This window comes from Corallococcus praedator, from assembly GCF_003612125.1.
Classification (GTDB): Bacteria; Myxococcota; Myxococcia; order Myxococcales; family Myxococcaceae; genus Corallococcus; species Corallococcus praedator.
On the sequence record NZ_RAWI01000613.1, the window covers coordinates 1 to 3,641 of the forward strand.

Annotated in this window: 5 protein-coding genes; 3 read left to right on the forward strand and 2 right to left on the reverse strand. The window is 74.3% G+C overall.

Annotated elements, in window-relative coordinates; genetic code table 11:
• Positions 1-310: enoyl-CoA hydratase-related protein (locus tag D7Y13_RS39765; RefSeq protein WP_208734541.1), on the reverse strand; the 310-nt coding region annotated here is incomplete at its 3' end.
• An 11-nt stretch (positions 311-321) separates the two neighbouring features.
• A complete protein-coding gene (locus tag D7Y13_RS39770) occupies positions 322-1,233 on the reverse strand; it encodes a ribose-phosphate diphosphokinase (RefSeq protein ID WP_120535732.1) in 912 nt (303 codons plus the stop codon).
• 131 nt (positions 1,234-1,364) lie between these two features.
• On the opposite strand from D7Y13_RS39770, the gene D7Y13_RS39775 reads away from it, so the two are divergent.
• The 3 genes from D7Y13_RS39775 to D7Y13_RS39785 all read left to right on the forward strand — a co-directional run.
• Entirely contained in the window at positions 1,365-2,054 is a 690-nt protein-coding gene (locus D7Y13_RS39775) for a phosphoribosyltransferase (protein ID WP_120535731.1), read from the forward strand.
• Positions 2,055-2,130: 76 nt separating this feature from the next.
• The gene (locus D7Y13_RS39780; RefSeq protein WP_120535730.1) at positions 2,131-2,586 is read left to right on the forward strand and encodes an archease; all 456 of its coding nucleotides are present in this window, start codon (positions 2,131-2,133) and stop codon (positions 2,584-2,586) included.
• Positions 2,587-3,641 (forward strand): bifunctional alpha/beta hydrolase/OsmC family protein (locus D7Y13_RS39785; RefSeq protein ID WP_120631001.1); only part of this gene is annotated, 1,055 nt, incomplete at its 3' end. It abuts the gene before it with no gap.

Here is a 3,641-nt window from a genome sequence, read left to right on the forward strand (position 1 = left end):
CCGCCGCCCCCTCCACCGCGGCCAGCACCGGCTTGGCCATGCCAGCCAGGGCGCGCAGGTAGCGGAACACCGCGCTGTCCTCGCCCGCGGGCGGGTGCTCCACGAAGTCGCCAATGTCGTTGCCCGCGGTGAACGCGCCGCCCGCGCCGGACAGGAGCACCACGCGGACATCGTCCCGGCGGTCCGCGTCCAGCAGGGCGGCCGTGGCGGCCTCGTACATGGCGTGGGTGAAGGCGTTCTTCTTCTCCGGCCGGTTGAAGGTGACGGAGAGGACCCCCGCGTCGAGCTGCGTCAGGACAGTGTCGGACATGGCTGGGCAGACTAACGCGCGTCGGGCGAGAGTGCGCGCAAGAGCAGCGGGGCCAGCGTCACCACCTGGTGGGGAAAGGGCAGGCCCTGTCGGGGCTCCACACTGTCCGTGCTCACCAGCCGCTTGACGGGCACGCCGTGCAGGCGCTCCAGCGCGGGGCCCACCAGCAGGGCGTGCGTGGTGGCCAGGGTGAAGTCGTCCACGCACCCCTCGCCCTTCAGCTCCTTCGCCGCCGCCGCCAGCGTGCCGCCGGTGGAGATCATGTCGTCCACCAGGATGGGGCGCATGCCGCGCACCTGGCCCAGCAGGCCCAGCGTCTCCACGTCGTTGCCGCTCAGCCGCGCCTTGTGCACCACCGCCCACGGCCGGCCCAGAAGCTTCGCCAGGGCCTCCGCGCGCTTCACCGCGCCCAGGTCCGGGGCCACCACCACGGAGGTGTCGGACACGTGGGGGCGCAGCGCTTCAGCCAGCAGGGGCAGCGCGGACAGGTGCTCCAGCGGGGCGCCGAAGCAGCCCTCCAGCGCCGGGTTGTGCAGGTCCACCGTGAACACGCGCTCGAAGCGGCCGTGGGACAGCAGGTCGGCCACCAGCCTGCCCCCCAGGGGTTCGCCCGCCCGGGCCCTGCGGTCCTGGCGTGCGTAGCCCACGTAGGGAATCACCGCCTGCAGCGAGGCCGCGCCCGCGCGCCAGCACGCGTCCGCGAGGAGGAGCAATTCCAGCAGGTGCTCGCCCACGGGGGGCGTGGAGGTCTGAAGGACGACGACGCGGCGGCCCCGGATGGCCTCCGGGGGCACCTCGATGTGCAGTTCTCCATCCGGGAAGCGCTCCAGCTTCGTGGCCACGGGCGAGATGCCGAACGCCTGGGCGAGCGCACGGCCGAGGTGGGGACTGGCACTGCCGACGACGAGGGCGGGTGGCGTCATGGGGAGCCACCCTAGCGCGCCTTCTGCTCGCGGTGCCCTGGCCTCCCGGGCATCCCACCAGGAGAGCTGTTGACTGTGTCTTCGCCGCCACGTTCCAGGGGAACGCGCACCTTCCGTGAGGAGGCGGGTGGATGGCGTTCAAGGATCGGTCAGATGCCGGGCAGAAGCTCGCGGGGGTGCTGGCGCCCTACCGCTCCGGGGACGTGCGCGTGCTGGGCCTGACGCGCGGTGGGCTGAGCGTGGCGCTGGAGGTGGCCCGGGCGCTGGCGGCCCCGCTGGACCTGTGGGTGGCGCGCAAGGTGCGCGGGCCGGGCCGCAACAAGCTCGTCCTGGGCTCGGTGACGGAGGGCGGAGGGGTGTTCCTGGATGCCCAGGCCGCGCCCCAGTCCCCCCTGTCCGGGGCGGCGCTCCAGGACTTCCTGCGCGGGGAGCTGGAGGACGTGGAGAAGCAGGCCCGGCAGCTGCGGGGCGGGCCGACGCCGGATGTCCGCGGCCGCGTGGTGCTCCTGGTGGACGACGGGATGGTGACGGGGGCCACGATGGCCGCGGCGCTCCTGGCGCTCCAGCAGCGCGGGGCGCGTCAGCGCATCGTGGCGGTGGGCGTGACGACCCCGGTCGCGCTGGAGCTCATCCGGGGCCGGGCGGACGCGGTGCACTCGCTGATGCTCAAGGCCGGGCTGCGCCAGGTGGCGGAGGTCTACGACACGTTCCCTTCGCTGAGCGAGGACGAGCTGCGGCGGTGGCTCACGCGCGCCCGGGACTCCTCCCCGGCGCGGGCCTCCGGGGTGGCGCCGGACGTGGGCGGCGGGTGGTGGTTCTGACAGGCCGCCGTCCGGGCGGGCCTGGAAGGGAAGCGGAGCAGGCGACAGCAACCGGGGAACTGGAACAGGAGGCCGTATGGATGTCGAAGCGGTGCATTCGGAGGAAGGCAGGCCCCATGCCCACTGGGAACACTTCACGCGTGACGAGCAGCTCGGGGTGCGGGGGGTGGGCCACTCCATGGAGCAGGCCTTCGAGCTGACGGCGCAGGCGCTCTGCGCGCTGGTGACGGACCCGAAGCGCGTGGAGGCGCACGAGGAACTGGAGGTGTCGTGCCATTCCGCGGACCATGACCAGCTCCTCGCGGACTGGCTGAGCGCGGTGGTGGGCGCGATGGCGGCACGGCGCCTGCGCTTCCAGTGCTTCGCGGTGCGCCTGGACGGGTTGAACCTGTTCGGCCACGGCTTTGGCGAGCGCGCGGGGGTCGAGCGCCACGGCGCCAACGTGGCGGTGACGGGCGCCACGTTCACGGGGGTGTCCGTGCGGCAGGGACCCGGCGGGGTGTGGACGGCCGAGGCGCTGGTGGACTTCTAGATGCCGGGCAAGGCCATCTCCTTTCCGGGAGGTGGAGGGAGTCTGGAGCTGCCCTCCGGAGCGCCCGTGGCGAGCGCCGTGCTGGTGTCGTGCTTCGCGTGCCTGGGCCATTCGCCCGGGCCGGCGCGGCTGGCGCGCTCGCTGGTGTCGCGGGGCTTCGCGGTGCTGCGGCTGGACTTCACGGAGGGTCCGGCCCAGGGAGGGGACGGGGGCCCGGACACCGTGCCGAGCGTGGACGCGGTGGTGGCCGCCTCGGTGTGGCTCGCCGCGCACGCGCGGGTGCCCCGGCTGCTGGTGGGCCACAGCCTGGGGGGCACGGCGGTGGTGGCGTCGCTGCCCCGGCTGCCGGACGTGGCGGCGGTGGCGCTGGTGAACGCGCCCGCGGGGGCGAACGAGGTGCGCGCGTTGCTGCCTCCCGGCGAGCGCGACGCGGCGGAGAGTTCCTTCATGCTGGGGCCCGGCCGGCTGCGCCTGGGGCGCGACTTCCTCACCGCGATTGACGAGGCGGCGGTGGCGAAGGCGCTGGGGGCCTTTCCGGGCGCGCTGCTGGTGCTGCACGCGCCGGAGGACCGGTACGTGGCCCTGGACAGCGCGCGCCGGTGGGTGACGGGCGCGCGCCGGCCCGCGAGCCTCGTGATGCTGGACGGGGCGGATCACTTCCTCTCTCGCCCGGAGGACGCGGCCTACGCGGCGGACGTGCTGGGGCCGTGGGCCGCGCGGCACGTGGCGCCGGTGCGTGAGCGCGAGGCGCCGCTGCCGGAGGGACAGGTGGAGGTGCGCGAGGCGTCCGAAGGGGGGCTGGCCCAGGACATCCGCGTGGGCACGCACCGGCTGCGCGCGGACGAGCCGCTGACGCTGGGCGGGCAGGACTCGGGGCCCACGCCGTACGGACTGCTGGCGGCGGCGCTGGGGGCGTGCACGTCCATGACGGTGCGGATGTACGCGGATCGGCATGGCTGGCCGCTTGAGCGGGTGCGGGTGCGGTTGGACCACGACAGGGTGCATGCGAAGGATTGCGCGGAGTGCGAGTCGCGGGTGGGGCGGGTGGATGGGCT